This is a genomic window from Flagellimonas oceani, from assembly GCF_011068285.1.
In the GTDB taxonomy this organism is placed as follows: Bacteria; Bacteroidota; Bacteroidia; order Flavobacteriales; family Flavobacteriaceae; genus Flagellimonas; species Flagellimonas oceani.
This window is the reverse complement of record NZ_CP049616.1, coordinates 135017-150465: the sequence shown is the minus strand read 5'-3', so window position 1 is coordinate 150465 and position 15449 is coordinate 135017. Positions and strand designations below refer to the sequence as shown.

Here is a 15449-nt window from a genome sequence, read left to right as displayed (position 1 = left end):
TACTGAATTATTGGTATAATCTAAACGTCATCAACATACCATCTCCAATGCTGGCCACTTTTCCTATTCCTTTTTGATAATAATTGTGGTATTCACTTAATTTATTTGAATCTCTTCCTGTAACTTGACTTGCCTTCATAACCAATAAGTTTGAGTATTGCCTTTGGGGTGTTTCCAATTCTCCATCTAGTTGAACAATTTCATATTCCCAGGCTTTGTCTGTGCTTACCCATTTAAAACCAACCTTGGGATTCTTGGGCATTATCATACTCTCAGTATTGGATGCAACATCGTAGTACAAAACATTTCCATCTTCCAATCTATAAAACGTCTCTACTTTTTTGCCCCATGAATATTGGATTTCGCGAACACTATAGGCAATTTGATTCCATTCAATTTGCTTTGATATGTCTTTATGGATTACATAGGCATCAGTATCAACATACTTAAACTTAGCATCATAATTTCCTACAGGATAATATGCATTTGCGCTGGGTTCAACAACTGTTCTTTTGGACCCGCAGCCCATACTTACCGATAGAAGAACAATTAGGGTTATATTTTTCATTATTGTAGTTAATAAATAATCTTAGCGATTATCGTTTTTTTGAACTTTAAATTCTATTTACAAATACCATTCTTCATATCCTCAAGAGTGGGGTTATGTAAGTTGTTGGAAACATTCCATTCACCTGAGAACCCACCCATATTGATTAAACCATCTAGGTCACAGAAATTGGCAAGAACGCCGTTATCATCTATATAAACCCTATCTTGAATTGTTCTAAGACCATTAAGTCCAGATAGGCTTTCCAATACGGGGTTATCCCATATTTCAATCTCATTTGCCATAATCAATGATTCCAGTCCTTTGAGTGAAGTAAGATTATAACAGTGAACAACAGCTATACTAGCAGTTGTATTTTCAGCAGAAATACCGCTTAAGTCGGTAAATTTTCCACTGTAACCTATCGTTAGCTTAGTTTGGACAATATCCAGGTTTATGCCTTCTATACTTGCCAATTTGAGATTTGTACTCAGAAATAATTCATCGACAAAATTAAGATTTTCAATGGCCGAAATAGAAACTAATTCATTGTTGCCCTCAATTGAAAACTTTTGTCCAATAGTTTCCAAATTTTCAAGTCCATCCAACGACTCCAGTCCTTTATTGGACAAATAAAAATTTCCTCCTATACTAGTAAGTTGATTTAAGCCATTTAATGATTTCAACTTACCATTGCTTTTTATTGTAACATCCTTGGCAACATTTATAATGCCTTGTAAACCGTAGATACTAGTCAATTCACGATTGGATTCGATGATGAGATAATCAACCTCTTGGATATTATGCAGAGACTCAAGATTCTTCAACTTGGAACAAAGATAAACTCTTAGTACTGCTGGGTAATTAACATTTTCCATATCACTATATCCTGTTATTTTTTTTAGACTGCCTAAAGCCTCGATTGATGTTAGTTCACTATTCCAAGATAACCAGAGCTGTCCAACAGATTCTATATTGTCCAGCCCATCTAAAAGTTCTAAGCTTGTGTCCTCAATGCTCAGTGCTCCTGTTATTTCATTTAAACTTTTCAATGAACTTAAATCAACAATATATGGTTCTGAAGGTTTCACGAATCCAGTTATAATTAGACTTCCATTGATTTTTGTATAGCCCTTGGCACCAAATGCTTCAACTTCATTTTGGTTCCTTAGAGTAACATTTCCTTCAAAAATATTTGCATCCTTTAGCGTTATAAAAGTTGAACCAATTGTCCATTCCCCTTTACTGTTTGAACAAACTCCACGGACATAAACGTCATATTCAGAATTTGGTGCCAGGTTTTGAAGTTCAACTGATGTTGTGCCAGCTTGTATTCTTGTTCCCTGTCCAATGGTAAACCCTGTTAAACCATATTCCATATCATATTCTGAGTAATCACCCTCTGTGGACCAGCTTAGGTTTATGTAATCACTGCCTATTGCGTCAATAGACAAGGTTATTGGACCCTCACATGTTACCTCAGAAACGGGTGGTTCGGGCAGTGGAGACTCTGAATCTTCACCACTTGAACAAGAGAAAATTAAAGTGAAAACAAATAGTAGGGAAAAATTGGTCAGTTTGGTATTTGAAATGTACATGATAAGAAAAAGGTTTATAAAAAGATTGATTGCTTTGGGCAAATGTTATTTTGTTTTTAAATGTAGGAATTTTCCATTTATAAAAAATTGGGTTTTCGGTGAAAGGAGGGAATAGTGGTCAATCGGTATTGAGAAATAGAACTTCAATGTAGGGGTAAATAAGGGTCTAAATGGGAAACCAATTAAGTGTACGGAAAAAGTAAACTCTTAAGAATCAGTGGACTCGTTTTGCAATGAAAGTTCAATAAAACGGTGCCTTTTAAAACCCTGGTCTTGAAATAGAAATCGAAATAAGGGCGAACGTAACGAAGTGGAGTGCTGCAAGCCCCAAATCTTGCCAAACTAACTTGCTGAGCGAGGTGAAATTTGACCTGTAAGACTTCTTGAAACCCATTTTTCCATTAAAAATGGGTTGAATCCAAAAGTATAAGAGTGCCAAAGCAATGAATAGAAACCTACATCCGCTTCTAACATTAAACCGTCATTTTTTCACCAAAAATTCATTGATTTTATTGGGCTAAGCCCATTTTTTCACCAAAAATGAAATAACCCATACAAATAAACATTATGGAAAACCATCTAAAAATGGGCTTTTCCGAAGGAAAATGAATTCATAGCGCTGCGTCAGCACGCTATCCTCTTGCTCTTCATATTTTCTTTGCCAGCAAAGAAAACATAAATAGCCATATTCAATAAGATTGAACATTGAAGTCTTTGATTATTACAAATAAGTTATTGCATCCTATTTCAAGTTTACTTCACGCTTATCTTCCCGAACACTATAAAATTGCAACAGGGACCAAGTGCAAAAGTTAGGGTAAGAAATGGGACTTTTGATACGTCTTGGTTTGAATTGAAGTAATTCAGAATTACTGTTCAATGGTCAAAATTTCCAAATCTTTCCTTTGCAATATTGGATTCTGACATTTTTTTGTCCAGTATGGTATCAAGTCCGTCCATGTCCTCACTTATCTTTCTGTCCAGCACCCGTGCATAGACCTGGGTGGTGGCCAATTTAGTATGCCCCAATATCTTCGAGACCGTCTCGATTGGCACCCCGTTACTCAATGTAATCGTAGTGGCAAATGTGTGCCTTGCCATGTGAAAAGTGATATTCTTCCTTATTTTACACGCATCTGCCAACTCTTTGAGATAACTGTTCAGTTTTTGGTTGGAGATGCTTGGGAATAATTTTTCCGGGCTTTTTTTCGGGTGGTAATGGTATCTCTTGATAATGGATAGGGCAGGACCTATTAGGGGAAGCTTGAAGGTGTTCTTGGTCTTTAGCCTTTTGGTACTTATCCAATGTTTTCCATCTATTCCCAGTACTAGGTTATCCTCTCCAAGTTCCATCAAGTCACAATAGGAAATGCCTGTGTAACAACTGAAAACAAATAGGTCCTTGACGATGCGTAGCCGCTCTATACCCGTATAGTATTCTTGAATGTCCTGTAGTTCCTGCAAGGTCAGGAACTCCTTTTCTTTTCTTTCCATCTTTACTTTGAACCTGCGAAAGGGATCTCTGTCAATCCATTCATTGTCCAAAGCCATTCTTGTCATCTTGCGCAGGCGTTGAATATGCTTCATCGCTCCATTATTTGAAAGCTTTTCATGTTTATGCCTGGGATAGAGTTTGCGAAGAAACGTCTCAAATCCGACAATAAAATTATGGTCTAGCTGTGAAATTGGATAATCGTCGCTTTTATATTGTTCATTGATATACTTCAATAGGTAGTTCTGTGTCGTCCTGTAATGCCTCAGTGTAGCCTTGCACAAATTGTGGGCGCAATGCACATTGTGGTGCTCGAAGAGTGTCTTTATTTTGATATTACTCCCGTCTTCCCCAAAATAGTAAGCCTTGACCATCTGTGGGGTAATATAGTGGGATTTAGATTTTAATGCTCGATAACATTGAAAAAGTTCTGTTTCAACCTCCATAAGATAGGTGTTGATTTCCCTTGCCTCTTTGGTATGCCCCAGAACCCTGGACCCTTTTCTGTCCCAAATTTCTGTAGGGATAGTATACTTCAGACTCATGTTGGTCCTTTGTGAATCGACCGTGATACGGGCATAGATCTTTGCTGTGCCATCAACCCTTCTTGCAGTACTTATCCAAAAACTAATTGAAAATGTTGACCTTGTTCTCATAGGATTTGTGTTAAATTAAACGAATTTTACCTACGAAAGTCAAATACCAAGTATCTGTAATATAGTCAATTACAAGCTTATTCGGTTAACACTTTCAAAATAAAATTTTACTAACCGAATTACAAACCAAAAAAGGTCAAATCAAACCATATCATATGATAGCTCAAAAAAGTCAAAACCTTGTAAATCAATAAGATATGCAAGGTTTTGTTTTTGTTTAAACTTAAAAAGTGACCCAGGGAGGATTCGAACCCCCAACCCTCAGAGCCGAAATCTGATATTCTATCCAGTTGAACTACTGGGCCATTAACTATTTATGAACTCAATTTTTTCTTTACAATCGCCGATATAGTTTTGCCATCGGCCTGTCCGGCCAATTCTTTGGAAACAATTCCCATCACCTTGCCCATATCCTGCATACCGGAAGCCCCAACAGCATCAATGGTCTGTACCACCACCTTTTCTATTTCTTCTTCGGTAAGCTGCTCCGGCAAGAATTTTTCTATAACGGCTACTTGTGCCAATTCCGGTTCCGCAAGGTCTGCACGGCCTTGCTCTTGGTAAATCACAGCACTGTCCTTTCGCTGTTTCACCAATTTTTGAACCAGTTTTATTTCATCTTCCTCAGATAGTTCTGCTCCACCGCCTTTATCGGTCTTGGCCAATAAAATGGCCGACTTAACCGCTCGCAACGATTCCAAGGCAACGGTGTCCTTTGCTTTCATTGCGGCCTTCATTTCGGTCATCACCTTATCTTGCAAACTCATCTGTTCTGATTTTAGTTCGCGAAGATAAAAAATAAACCCGAAAGTTTCTGCACTTCCGGGTTTATGCTTTCCATTAAAATGGATGTTAATTTAAACACTACTAATCAACATTATCGTGTAAAAAAGAGTTGTTGGAACGCAATTGCAAATCATCGTTGCTGTCCTCCCCCAAAGTGGTACGGGACACTTTTTGCTCCTTTGGAACATCGTTCAGGTCAACTCCCTGCCGCTTATATGCCGGCTGCTTTTCAATTTCGTCAATACTGTTCCTGTTGTTCTGGAACTTATAATTGAAATTCTTGAGCTTTCTTCTGCGCTCATCGGCACGATCTTTTAAAATATCGCTGATAGAACTGTTCATTGGATCCAAACTCGCCATGGTTTCCTCATTTTGAGCCTTGGCTTCCTCCTTTTCCTCTATCTCGACTGTCTTTTTCTCAAAAACAAGCTCGTTCTCGACCATTTTTGGTTCGTGGGTCTCTGCTTTTGATTTGGCTCCGGTCAATCGCTCTTCCAATTCCATGTATTCTTGAAGGTCGTATCTGGTCTCACCTTCTTTTTTGTATTCCAAAACAGGCTTCACCTCGACATAATCGTTCACTTCCACATCGCCCAGACCATCATCGTCCAAATTAAAGGTTACTGTATGCTCTTTTTCTTCTTCCTCTTCAACTTCATTGTTCAAGGGCATATCGAAGCTCAAAGTGAACTGGTCTTCACTGCTTTTTGATGGTACCACCTCTGCATCGATGACATCAAAGTTATTGATGACATTTTTGGCCTCGATGATAATAAAATCGTCCTCCACCTTATCTGCGATGACTTCCTCATAGAACACATTAAAGTTCCTGATGTAGTTGGTCGTCGGTATAAGGTCCGGGTCCTTTGTTTCAACTTTTGGAGCGATGGTCTGCTTTACCTCCCGCACTGGCTCTTCCTCCATTTCCAAGGTATGCTTCACCACATTTGGTTTGGGCTCTGGTTCAGGAGCCGGTTCAGGCTCTGGAGCTTTTTCAACTTTGACCTCTTGAACCGAAGTCGACTCGGGAGTAAGATCCTGCTCTGCGGTCTGTTCGTCCTCCAAGGTGTAGAAGACCTTTTTGGACTCGGTATTTACAATGTTATCTTGTTGATCCACATTAAAACCCGTAGCGATTACGGTTACTGCAATAGCTTCACCTAAGCTCTCATCTTCACCGACACCCATAATGATGTTGGCACCATGACCTGCTTCAATTTGGATGTGATCATTGATCTCTCCTATTTCATCAATGGTAATCTCCTGCGAGCCGGAAACAATGAGCAACAATACATTTTTGGCCCCATTGATCTTATTATCGTTCAACAATGGTGAATCCAATGCCTTCATAATGGCCTCGGTAGCCCTGGATGATCCCGAAGCGGCCGAAGAGCCCATGATGGCGGTTCCGCTATTGGACAGGACGGTCTTGGCATCCCTAAGGTCGATATTCTGTGTGTAGTGATGGGTAATTACCTCTGCGATACCCCTTGCCGCAGTGGCCAAAACTTCATCCGCTTTTGAGAAACCGGCCTTAAACCCAAGATTACCGTAAACTTCCCTAAGTTTATTATTGTTGATAACGATCAAGGAATCCACGTTGGCACGCAATTTCTCTATCCCTATCTGCGCTTGTTTGTTCCGCATGGCCCCTTCGAACTGGAACGGCATGGTAACGATACCAACCGTAAGAACATCCATTTCCTTAGCGAGCTTAGCGATAACAGGGGCTGCGCCCGTACCTGTTCCACCGCCCATTCCCGCAGTGATGAAGGCCATTTTTGTATTATTGTCCAGCATACCTTTTAAATCCTCCATGCTTTCCAAGGCTGCCTGTTCACCAACATCGGGATTGGCACCAGCTCCCAAACCTTCGGTAAGGGAGACCCCTAATTGTATTTTATTGGGCACGGCACTATTTTGCAAAGCCTGGGCATCGGTATTGCAGATTACAAAATCCACTCCGTTGATTCCGGCCTGGAACATGTGGTTGATGGCATTGCTACCACCGCCACCTACTCCGATAACTTTAATTACGTTGCTTTTGTTCTTGGGCAAATCAAAAGCGATATTGTCAAATTCAGTGTTCTTACTCATGACAGTTGTGTTTCTCTTATGGGGTTATTACTCTGCGTTGTCCAAAAAGTCCTTCAACTTTTCCGACCATTTGTCAAAAATGGATTTTCTGTCCGTATGGGTGGTCGCAGCCGAAGCTGTTGCCTTGGTTCCCATATCGTTTTCTTGTCCTACCAAAACCTCTTCTTCGTGCACCTCTTCTTCATGCTGCTCGATACGGTTTTTCTTCTTGGCCTCCAGGGAATTCATTAGCAATCCAACGGCTGTTGCATACAATGGGCTGGCCACCTCTTCATCCGAATCACCGGCCAAGTGCTCGTTCGGATAACCTATTCTTGTGTCCATTCCCGTAATGTATTCGACCAATTGCTTTAAATGTTTCAATTGGCTCCCTCCACCGGTCAGTACAATTCCTGCGATCAATTTTTTCTTTTGTTCCTCGTGGCCGTAGTTTTTGATCTCCACATATACCTGCTCCACAATCTCCACAACGCGGGCATGGATGATCTTGGAAAGGTTTTTTAGGGTGATTTCTTTCGGCTCACGACCTCTAAGCCCAGGAATGGACACAATCTCGTTGTCCTTGTTCTCCCCTGGCCAAGCGGAACCAAATTTTATCTTCAATAGTTCGGCCTGCTTTTCTATGATGGAGCAGCCTTCCTTGATATCTTCGGTGATTACGTTACCTCCAAATGGGATAACCGAGGTGTGACGGATAATGCCGTCCTTAAAAATGGCAAGGTCCGTGGTTCCACCTCCTATATCGATCAAGGCAACACCGGCTTCTTTTTCTTCTTGACTCAAAACGGCATCAGCGGAAGCTAAAGGCTCCAAAGTGATGTTGCCCAAGTCCAATCCGGCACTTTTGATACATCTTCCAATATTTTTGATGGACGATACTTGGCCCACCACTACATGAAAGTTGGCTTCCAAACGACCACCGTACATTCCAACAGGCTCCTTGATTTCGGACTGACCGTCGACTTTGTACTCTTGTGGCAACACATGGATGATTTCCTCACCGGGAAGCATTACCAATTTGTAAACTTGATTGCACAGCTTATCCAAATCGTCGTTGTCTATCACTTCTTCGGAGTTGGGCCGGGTAATGTAATCGCTGTGGTGCAAGCTTCGTATATGCTGACCTGCAATACCCACGACCACGGAACCTATTTTAAGGCCCGAATTCAATTCGGCCTGTTCCACCGCCTGTTGAATAGACGAAATGGTCTGTGTGATATTGTTGACCACTCCACGGTGAACACCCAAACTTTTTGAACGTCCGGTGCCCAAAATTTCAATTTTTCCATACTCATTTTCCCTACCAATGATCGCTACGATCTTGGTGGTTCCAATATCCAATCCAACTGAATAATTACCTTGTTCCATAATTTAAATTTTGGTGCAAACCACTTGATTGTTGAATTCCAAACTAACTGTTGCATAATCCTCCAAGGAATTGTCCTTGGCCGCCTTTGCATAAAAGGCCATAAAATTGCTGAACTTCTTGTTCAGGTTATCCACTCCGCCCAAATTCACTACAAAGTTTTCCATGCGGAACTTGAGCTGATATTTTCCTTCATCCTCGATATGTATCCCAATGACGTTTTTTCTCAAAAAATCGTCGTTGTTGATATAGTCCAAAATCAAATAGGCATCCTCCAAGGTCTTTCCTGTAATCTTACCGGTAATTATGGGGACTCTTGCCGAATGATGCTTTGACAATGGCATGCGCTGGCCCAAATCATCGAGATAAAATTTAGAGGTACCTTCCACCCTTCCAATTGGCTTTCGCTGAACAATCTTGGATACAAGTTCCCCGTTTACAGTAAGATAGACTTGGGCATTTTTTACCATATCGTTGGATAGTATTACCTCCTCTATGGTATTCAAAACTAACTGTTCTTTGGGCCTGTTCTCGAGGGGTCCGTATTTTTGTATTAACAATTTATTAACCGCATCCTCAGTTAAATACAAACTGTTTTCGCCAACAAATTTCACGGTGACATTTTCCACCATTCTTTTTTGATTTCGATGGTCGGCAAAACCGTAAAGCGCAACTACGCCAACCGACAAAAACGCCAATTTTATGTAATCCCAATTAACGCGCATAGCTCAATTCTTTTTTGATTTTTGGCACCTCAAGTCCAATGTCACCTGCCCCAAGAGCCACCAAGACCCCTGTTGTACAGTTCTTTACTTCTTCCAATAATGCTGATTTTGAAATCAACTTTTTATTGGGATTCTCTATTTTTTCCAAAAGCCATTGCGATGTCACCCCTTCAATCGGTTCCTCCCTGGCGGGGTAAATATCCAACAGGATGATCTCGTCAAAATCCGAAAGACTGGCTGCAAAATCATCCGCAAAATCCCTGGTTCGCGAGAATAGGTGTGGTTGAAAGATTACCGTAACCTTTTCCCCTGCGTGCATTTCCCGAATGGCTTGGTGCACGGCACTTATTTCGGTTGGATGATGTGCGTAATCATCAATGAATACAAAATCTTTTTCCTTTATCTGATAGGAAAACCTGCGCTGAACTCCTTTGAACGTAGCCAAAGCTTCGGCAAGGCGGTGGGGTGGGCAACCCGTTTGCACCGCCATCGCAAAAGCAGCTAATCCATTGAGCAAATTGTGTCTTCCAGGCTTGTTGAACTTTACGTTCTTGATTACCTCGGAAGGCGTTACGAGATCAAATATGTAGGCTCCATGTTCAATTTCAATGTTTTCTATGCAGTAATCGGCACCATCTTCAATACCAAAAGTGATTCCTTCCAAAGGAAGGCCCTTGCGCACGAACAACTTACCTTCGGGCTTGATCCTATTCACAAATTCCCTGAAAGATTTGTCCAATTCATCCTTGGTACCATAAATATCTAGGTGGTCGGCATCCATCGATGTAATACAGGCAATGGTAGGCGTCAATCGTAAAAATGAACGATCGAACTCATCGGCCTCCACTACGGAATATTCCGTGCCATCCAACACAAAGTTGCTGTCAAAATCTTCCGAAACACCACCCAAAAATGCGGTCATCGGCAATTCACATTCTTTTAGCAAGTGCGCCAAAATACAGGTCGTGGTGGTCTTGCCATGTGTACCTGCAACGGCCAAACAAAAAGAATCCCTTGTAATTATTCCCAAAACCTCGGAACGTTTTTTAAGATTGAATCCGCCTGATTGGTAAAACTGGAACTCCGTATGTTTTGATGGCACTGCCGGAGTATAGACCACCAAAGTATCGGGATGTTTGAAGGTATCCGACACCAAATCGATATTATCCTCAAAATGCACGGATATACCCTTTTCGATCAATCCATCAGTAACAGGTGTAGGCGTACGGTCATAACCAGCCACTTCCTTCCCCACAAATTTGAAATAGCGCGCCAAGGCGGACATTCCTATCCCGCCAATACCGATAAAATAAACGCTATGTATATCCTTCAAATTCACTTCAACAACTTTTCTATTTCGTCCACAATATGTTCCGTGGCCTTTGGCATGGCCATTTTTTTAATGTTTTTTCCCAATTTTTCCTGAAGCTCTTCTGAACTCACCAAATGGGAAAAGCTGTTTTCAAATTCAGCATCCAACTCATTCTCCTTTAGCATGATGGCGGCTTCCTTGGCCACCAAAGCTTTTGCGTTTTGGGTTTGATGGTCCTCTGCCACATTGGGCGATGGAACAAAAATCACCGGTTTGCCCACCAAACAAAGCTCCGAGACCGAACCGGCTCCAGCCCTTGAAATGCTGACATCCGCTGCTGCATAGGCCAAATCCATACGGTTGACGAAAGCCAACACCTTTACGGTATCCGACTCATACTTCTTGTATTCTTCATGATACAGTTTGCCACATTGCCAAAGCACTTGCAATCCTTTTTCTTCAAAAAAACCGAGCTCCTTTTCAATCAATTGGTTGATTCTTCGTGCTCCAAGGCTTCCGCCCAATATCAAAACTGTCTTTTTATCGACATCAAGTCCAAAAAATGCAGCCGCCTCTTTCTTACTTTCCTTTATTTCGACCAAATCCGTTCGGATAGGATTTCCTGTTTTAACAATCTTTTCCTTGGGAAAAAAGCGCTCCATGCCATCGTAGGCAACACAAATTTTCTTTGCTTTTCCTGCCAATAGTTTGTTCGTGATCCCTGCAAAGGAATTTTGCTCTTGCAGCACACAGGGAACACCCGAGCTTTCGGCCATGCGCAACAATGGGCCACTCGCAAACCCTCCTGTGCCAATGGCAACATGGGGCTTGAACTGTTTCACTATTTTGCGCGCTTCTAACAAACTACTCATCAGTTTAAATGGAAACATGAGATTTTTCAATGTCAGTTTCCGTTGTATTCCACTTATCCACAAACCCTTTATTTCGTATCCGGCCTGCGGTACTTTTTCCATTTCCATTTTATCCTTGGCCCCGACGAACAAAAACTCCGCATCAGGATATCTTCGCTTCAACTCGTTCGCTATGGCCACGGCGGGATAAATATGTCCTCCCGTTCCCCCTCCAGAAAGTATAAATCTATATCTGTCCACTTAATACTTCTAAAGGGTTTGTTTCATCTATTCCATGGGATTGCTCCTCTAAATTTTCTTTCTTGTTGCTGGCACTCAACACAATTCCAATGGCCATACAGGTCATCCAAATGGAGGTCCCTCCCATACTGATCAATGGCAACGGCTGACCCGTAACGGGAAACAGCTGCACCACGACCGCCATATTGATGAAGGCCTGGAAGACAATCGGCAACCCGACCCCTATCACCAATAATTTTGAAAAAACCGTTTTGGACGAGTGCGCTACCACGACAATCCGAAATAGCAGCAACAAATAGAAAAACAACAATGCTCCTCCACCCAGCAATCCATATTCTTCAATTATGATGGCAAAAATGAAATCCGAAGTACTTTGGGACAACATATTCTTCATTACACTTTTTCCTGCTCCCTTGCCCACTACACCACCTTCGGCCACGGCAATCTGTGCCAATGTCAACTGATGCAGATCGTCTCTGTCCGCCTGTTCGGGGTGGATAAAGGTCTCTATCCTTGACTTCCAAGTTCCGGCTCGCTGGGGCAATACTTCCGGTGCTTTGAACAGTACAAACAGGAACATTCCTGCAAATACGATTCCCGACGCCACCATGGCGAACAAGTATTTTAAAGGATACCCGCCCAAAAAGCACAGCACCAAAACCATAAAACTGATGATAGCAGCCGTCGAGAAGTTCTCCGGCAAAATCAACAGAACCACTAATACTACGGGCAACCAAAGCGGTAAAATACTTTCTTTGAATGTTATCTTGACATCCTTGATCTTGGTGAGGTATCTGGCAATCCATATCATCAAAACCACCGCTGCCAATGTAGATGTCTGGAAATTGACCCCGACCAACGGAATTTTTATCCAACGGTTTGCCGTCACCCCGCCAATTCGAGTTTCCACGGTCAAGGTGTAAATCAAAAGCAATATAACTATGGGCATGGCTATGATGGAAAGCCCCTTAAAATAGTGTGTGGGTATCCTGTGTACGGCATAAATAATACCGAAGCCCAAAAACAAGAGCACAGCATGTTTTACCAAATGACCCAATGTGGTCCCATCACCGTTGACGTAGACCAAATTGGTACTGGCGCTGTACACCGGCAAAAATGAGAAAAGTGCCAAGAGGGCCACTACGCCCCAAATGGCTTTATCACCTTTCAGATTTTTGAATATTGCAAACACGTTTTACAAATTTTTTACTGCGTTTTTAAATTGATCTCCCCTGTCCTCATAATTTTTGAACAGGTCGAAACTGGCACACGCCGGAGAAAGCAAAACTGCATCTCCGCGCTCCGCTACTTTATAGGCCACCTTTACGGCCTCTTCCATGGAATAGGTCTCTACCATAAGGTCGATTACGTTTCCGAACGCATCCAATAATTTGGCATTATCAACGCCCAAGCAAACGACTGCCTTTACCTTTTCTCGGACCAATGGCATCAACTCGGAATAATCGTTTCCCTTGTCCACACCACCAACAATCCATACTATCGGTTTTTTAATACCGTCCAAAGCATAATAGGTGGCGTTCACATTGGTTGCTTTGGAATCGTTTATGTATTCCACATGATTGATCTTCAACACTTTTTCCAACCTGTGGGGCACGCCCTGAAAAGATTGTATGCTATTGCGAATGGTCTCTTTTCTGACCTTAACCAGCATAGCTGCCATGCTGGCTGCCATCGTGTTCTTTACGTTGTGCTGACCTTCCAAGGCCAAAATATCTTCACTCATTTCCAAGGTTTTATGTTCTAATTTTATTTTTATCGTTTTGTTCTCCGACCAAGCACCTTCCTCCAATTTTCTTTTGACGGAAAAGGGCAATAATTTGGATTGAACCGGGTGTTTTTCCAACCAATCTCGAATCACTTCATCATCGGCATCGTAGATCAGGTAATCATTTTTATCCTGATTCATGGCTATTCTGAATTTGGATGCGATATAGTTTTCAAACTTGTAATCATACCTATCCAAGTGATCGGGCGTTATGTTGGTAATTATGGCGATGTGGGGTTTAAAATCCACAATACCGTCCAACTGAAAGCTGCTTATCTCCAACACGTAATGGTCAAAATTTTGCTCGGCCACCATTTTAGCATAGCTATCGCCAATGTTTCCTGCCATGCCCACATGTAAACCTCCATCTTTTAACAGATGATTGGTCAACATGGTAGTGGTTGTTTTACCGTTGCTTCCCGTAATCCCAATAATGGTCGCATCGGTGTATTTTGATGCAAACTCTATTTCCGAAATTACCGGAATCCCTTTTTCAACAAGCGCCTTCACCAATGCCACTTTATCAGGGATACCCGGACTCTTCATCACCACATCGGCATTCAGGATCTTGGCTTCGGTATGTTCGCCGGACTCCCATTCAATCTCAAAATGTTCAAGAACTTTTTTATATTTTTCTTGGATCTCGCCTTTGTCCGAAACAAAGACTTCAAATCCTTTTTGCTTTCCCAAAATGGCGGTTCCCACACCACTTTCTCCACCTCCAAGTATCACCAAGCGACCCATTGCTATCTAATTTTTAGCGTAACAATGCTGATGATGGCCAGCATAATCCCAATAATCCAAAACCGGGTCACTATTTTGCTCTCGTGATATAATTTTTTCTGATAATGATGGTGCAATGGCGCCATCAAGAAAATTCGCCTCCCCTCTCCATACTTCTTCTTGGTCCGTTTGAAATAGCCGACCTGAAGCATCACAGATAATGATTCAGCAAAGAAAATTCCGCACAAAATGGGTATCAATAGTTCTTTTCTAACTATGATTGCGATTACCGCGATTACGCCACCAATGGTCAAACTACCCGTATCGCCCATAAAAACCTGAGCGGGATAGGTGTTGTACCACAGAAATCCGACCAAGGCACCGGCGAATGCAGCAATATATACCACCAGCTCACCTACCCTTGGCAAATAGAAAATATCCAGATAATCGGAGAATTGAATGTTACCGGAAACCCAGGCGAAAATTCCCAAGGTCAATACTATGATTGCTGATGAGCCTGCTGCGAGACCGTCGATACCATCCGTTAGGTTGGCCCCGTTGGAAACTGCGGTAACAATTAAAATCACCACTGGAATAAAAATGAGCCATGCATAATCCTCCGCACCTTCACCCATCCAGGATATAAAATCGGCATAATCCAATTCGTTGTTCTTAAAAAAAGGCACATTGGTACGCACGGACTTGGTTTCTTCCCCGAAAACCTTTTCCACCTCAAAGGTTTCGGTTATGGTGGTGGTATCCTTCTCCTTTATGGTAACAGCAGGATGAAAATAAAGGGTGAGTCCAACGATCAGGCCCAGCCCAACTTGTCCCATAACCTTAAATTTCCCCTTAAGACCTTGTTTATCTTTTTTGAAGGTTTTGATGTAATCATCGATAAATCCAATAATTCCCATCCAAACGGTGGTCACTATCAAAAGGATGACATAGATGTTCTTGATATCTGCAAATAGAATAACGGGCAACAAAGTGGACACAATAATGATGAGCCCTCCCATAGTTGGCGTTCCTGCTTTTTGCTTTTGTCCTTCCAAACCAAGGTCACGGATGCTTTCCCCGATCTGCTTTTTTTGCAAATAGAGGATGATTCGTTTTCCGTAGACCATGGCAATCAATAGTGACAACAATACGGAGAGTGCCGCCCGGAACGTAAGGAACTGAAAAAGTCCCGCGCCTGGCAGTTGGTATTGTTTCTCTAAAAATTCGAACAAGTAGTATAACATGGACT

Annotated in this window: 12 protein-coding genes and 1 tRNA gene; all 13 read right to left on the bottom strand. The window is 41.9% G+C overall.

The genetic code is table 11. From position 1 onward, the window contains the following. Positions 1 to 7: 7 nt before the first annotated feature. The 13 genes from GVT53_RS00695 to mraY all read right to left on the bottom strand — a co-directional run bounded on the left by GVT53_RS00695 (position 8) and on the right by mraY (position 15444). A complete protein-coding gene (locus tag GVT53_RS00695; RefSeq protein WP_166246985.1) occupies positions 8 to 568 on the bottom strand; it encodes a hypothetical protein in 561 nt (186 codons plus the stop codon). 53 nt (positions 569 to 621) lie between these two features. Then, the gene (locus GVT53_RS00690) at positions 622 to 2145 is read right to left on the bottom strand and encodes a fibronectin type III domain-containing protein (RefSeq protein WP_166246984.1); all 1524 of its coding nucleotides are present in this window, start codon (positions 2143 to 2145) and stop codon (positions 622 to 624) included. A gap of 876 nt (positions 2146 to 3021) precedes the next feature. Further along, on the bottom strand, positions 3022 to 4293 hold the full coding sequence (locus tag GVT53_RS00685) for a site-specific integrase (protein WP_166246983.1): 1272 nt from the start codon (positions 4291 to 4293) through the stop codon (positions 3022 to 3024). Positions 4294 to 4524: 231 nt separating this feature from the next. Beyond that, positions 4525 to 4598, bottom strand: a tRNA-Arg gene (locus GVT53_RS00680). Positions 4599 to 4607: 9 nt separating this feature from the next. Beyond that, positions 4608 to 5060 (bottom strand): GatB/YqeY domain-containing protein, encoded by a 453-nt coding sequence (locus GVT53_RS00675; RefSeq protein ID WP_166246982.1) that lies wholly within the window; start codon positions 5058 to 5060, stop codon positions 4608 to 4610. A 100-nt stretch (positions 5061 to 5160) separates the two neighbouring features. Then, positions 5161 to 7176: a cell division protein FtsZ gene (gene ftsZ / locus GVT53_RS00670; protein ID WP_166246981.1), complete on the bottom strand. Its 2016-nt coding sequence runs from the start codon at positions 7174 to 7176 to the stop codon at positions 5161 to 5163. 27 nt (positions 7177 to 7203) lie between these two features. Continuing rightward, the gene (ftsA, locus tag GVT53_RS00665; RefSeq protein ID WP_166246980.1) at positions 7204 to 8544 is read right to left on the bottom strand and encodes a cell division protein FtsA; all 1341 of its coding nucleotides are present in this window, start codon (positions 8542 to 8544) and stop codon (positions 7204 to 7206) included. A gap of 3 nt (positions 8545 to 8547) precedes the next feature. Beyond that, complete coding sequence (locus GVT53_RS00660; RefSeq protein ID WP_166246979.1) at positions 8548 to 9267, bottom strand: cell division protein FtsQ/DivIB; 720 nt, start codon at positions 9265 to 9267, stop codon at positions 8548 to 8550. After that, the gene (murC, locus tag GVT53_RS00655) at positions 9257 to 10606 is read right to left on the bottom strand and encodes a UDP-N-acetylmuramate--L-alanine ligase (protein ID WP_166246978.1); all 1350 of its coding nucleotides are present in this window, start codon (positions 10604 to 10606) and stop codon (positions 9257 to 9259) included. Before murC ends, GVT53_RS00660 begins: the two co-directional genes overlap by 11 nt. Then, positions 10603 to 11691, bottom strand: a complete 1089-nt coding sequence (gene murG / locus GVT53_RS00650; protein WP_166246977.1) for an undecaprenyldiphospho-muramoylpentapeptide beta-N-acetylglucosaminyltransferase — start codon at positions 11689 to 11691, stop codon at positions 10603 to 10605. The genes murC and murG overlap by 4 nt, the downstream gene beginning before the upstream one ends. Then, on the bottom strand, positions 11678 to 12883 hold the full coding sequence (locus GVT53_RS00645; protein WP_166246976.1) for an FtsW/RodA/SpoVE family cell cycle protein: 1206 nt from the start codon (positions 12881 to 12883) through the stop codon (positions 11678 to 11680). Before GVT53_RS00645 ends, murG begins: the two co-directional genes overlap by 14 nt. A gap of 3 nt (positions 12884 to 12886) precedes the next feature. Then, a complete protein-coding gene (gene murD / locus GVT53_RS00640; RefSeq protein ID WP_166246975.1) occupies positions 12887 to 14221 on the bottom strand; it encodes a UDP-N-acetylmuramoyl-L-alanine--D-glutamate ligase in 1335 nt (444 codons plus the stop codon). Positions 14222 to 14223: 2 nt separating this feature from the next. Next, the gene (gene mraY / locus GVT53_RS00635) at positions 14224 to 15444 is read right to left on the bottom strand and encodes a phospho-N-acetylmuramoyl-pentapeptide-transferase (protein ID WP_166246974.1); all 1221 of its coding nucleotides are present in this window, start codon (positions 15442 to 15444) and stop codon (positions 14224 to 14226) included. Positions 15445 to 15449: the final 5 nt, after the last annotated feature.

What these genes read in the sequence shown, in the direction of transcription:
- mraY (WP_166246974.1), bottom strand. Translation starts at nt 15,444, where the DNA reads ATGTTATACTACTTGTTCGAATTTTTAGAGAAACAATACCAACTGCCA.
- GVT53_RS00685 (WP_166246983.1), bottom strand. Translation starts at nt 4,293, where the DNA reads ATGAGAACAAGGTCAACATTTTCAATTAGTTTTTGGATAAGTACTGCA.
- ftsZ (WP_166246981.1), bottom strand. Translation starts at nt 7,176, where the DNA reads ATGAGTAAGAACACTGAATTTGACAATATCGCTTTTGATTTGCCCAAG.
- GVT53_RS00660 (WP_166246979.1), bottom strand. Translation starts at nt 9,267, where the DNA reads ATGCGCGTTAATTGGGATTACATAAAATTGGCGTTTTTGTCGGTTGGC.
- GVT53_RS00690 (WP_166246984.1), bottom strand. Translation starts at nt 2,145, where the DNA reads ATGTACATTTCAAATACCAAACTGACCAATTTTTCCCTACTATTTGTT.
- GVT53_RS00695 (WP_166246985.1), bottom strand. Translation starts at nt 568, where the DNA reads ATGAAAAATATAACCCTAATTGTTCTTCTATCGGTAAGTATGGGCTGC.
- ftsA (WP_166246980.1), bottom strand. Translation starts at nt 8,544, where the DNA reads ATGGAACAAGGTAATTATTCAGTTGGATTGGATATTGGAACCACCAAG.
- murD (WP_166246975.1), bottom strand. Translation starts at nt 14,221, where the DNA reads ATGGGTCGCTTGGTGATACTTGGAGGTGGAGAAAGTGGTGTGGGAACC.
- GVT53_RS00675 (WP_166246982.1), bottom strand. Translation starts at nt 5,060, where the DNA reads ATGAGTTTGCAAGATAAGGTGATGACCGAAATGAAGGCCGCAATGAAA.